This window comes from Siccirubricoccus deserti (assembly GCF_014283215.1).
Lineage (GTDB): Bacteria > Pseudomonadota > Alphaproteobacteria > Acetobacterales > Acetobacteraceae > Siccirubricoccus > Siccirubricoccus deserti.
In genome coordinates, this window is the sequence record NZ_JACOMF010000204.1 from 1 (window position 1) to 1,655 (window position 1,655).

Genomic DNA, 1,655 nt, shown 5'->3' on the forward strand with positions numbered 1-1,655 from the left:
CTTGGCCGCGAACCCTACGGCTTCGACGAGGGCGGCGGCTTCCTCGACAGCTGCCGGCAGGACCCGGTACTGAGCCGGGTAAAGCTCATTGCCGAGCCTTGGGATTGCGGCCCGGGCGGCTATCAGGTGGGCGGCTTCCCGCCGGGCTGGGCGGAATGGAACGACCGCTTCCGCGACACGGTGCGGGCGTTCTGGAAGGGTGACGAAGGTATGGCAGCCGAGCTTGCTGCGCGGCTCACTGCCTCGGGCGACAAGTTCAACCGCCGCGGGCGCAAGCCTTGGGCCAGCGTGAACTTCATCACCGCGCATGACGGCTTCACTCTGAACGATCTTGTCTCTTACGACGACAAGCACAACGAGGCGAATGGCGAGGGCAACCGCGACGGCCATTCGCACAACCTTTCCTGGAACCACGGTGCCGAAGGACCGACTGACGACCCGGAGATCCAGGCGCTGCGCGAGCGGCAAAAGCGCAACCTCCTCGCCACCCTGCTACTCTCCCAGGGAACGCCCATGATTCTGGCCGGCGATGAGTTCAGCCGCACCCAACGCGGCAACAACAACGCCTACTGCCAGGACAACGAACTGAACTGGGTGGATTGGGAGGGCATTGAGCCACAGAGCAGAGACCTTGCGGCCTTCGTCCGCAAGTTGATCGCCCTGCGGCAAGGCTTCCCGGTGTTGCGGCGCAGCCGCTTCCTGTCCGGCACCTACAACGAAGAAGTCGGAGTTAAGGATGCGACCTGGATAACACCCTCCGGCACCGACATGGACCAGGAGCACTGGGCCGATCCGAATACGCGGTGCTTCGGTGTTCTGCTTGACGGACGGGCGCAGGCCAGCGGCATTCGTCGTCCAGCCTCGGATGCGACGCTTCTTCTGATCCTGAATGCTCACCATGGCGTGGTCGAGTTCTCGCTGCCCGAACCACCGGCTGGGCAACGTTGGCTGTTGCTGGTGGACACAAACCGGCCAGAGATCGAGGAGCCAGAGCCCTTCGAGTTCGGACATCCCTTCATGGTCACAGGGCGGTCGCTGCTGCTGCTTCTGCTGCGGCCGGAGCGGGGTGGCGGGGCCGTTCTCGCCGCGGCGCGCACGGCGTTGCTGGCCGGCTCGACGCCACCACCATTGCCGGGGCAGCAATAGTCGAGAGGAGCGCCCGCTCAGGCAAAACAGGGCGATGCTCCGCTCGGACGGCATCGCTGTGGCGTGGAAGCGGCACCGGCTTTGCGTGCACAGGCCGGCGTAGTTTTGGAAGCCCGGTGCGACCAAGTGCCGCATCAGGCGATGGCGCTCTCGAGTACGCGTCGGACTACGTCAAGGACCTGGGTGTCGGGAAGCGGTTTGTGCGCAAGGCTGCGTTGCCGTTGAACCGATCACGCAGGCCGACTTCGGGCGCGCTGCGCAAAATCACGACAGGGATCCCCGCCAGCGTTGGGTCGGCCAGCATCGTCGCCACTGCCGCTGGCAACCAGGACCGTCTGCACGCCCGGCATTCTCATTCATTCGTCCGCCCCAGTCCCTCGGCCTAGAGCGAAATCTGACCATTCAGAGTCGCTGAGGATTCCCGCCCGGCGCGAAATCTGATTCACCGTGCCTGCTGGGCACGGAGGCCAGCTTGCATGGCGAGAACCCTGTCCGAAGATCTACGCGCC

General features: G+C 64.9%; 1 pseudogene. It reads left to right on the top strand.

The annotated features are described in order from the left end of the window. Positions 1 to 1,146 (top strand): annotated as a pseudogene (locus tag H7965_RS29815) (glycogen debranching protein GlgX); the annotation flags it as partial. Between the last annotated feature and the right edge of the window lie 509 nt (positions 1,147 to 1,655).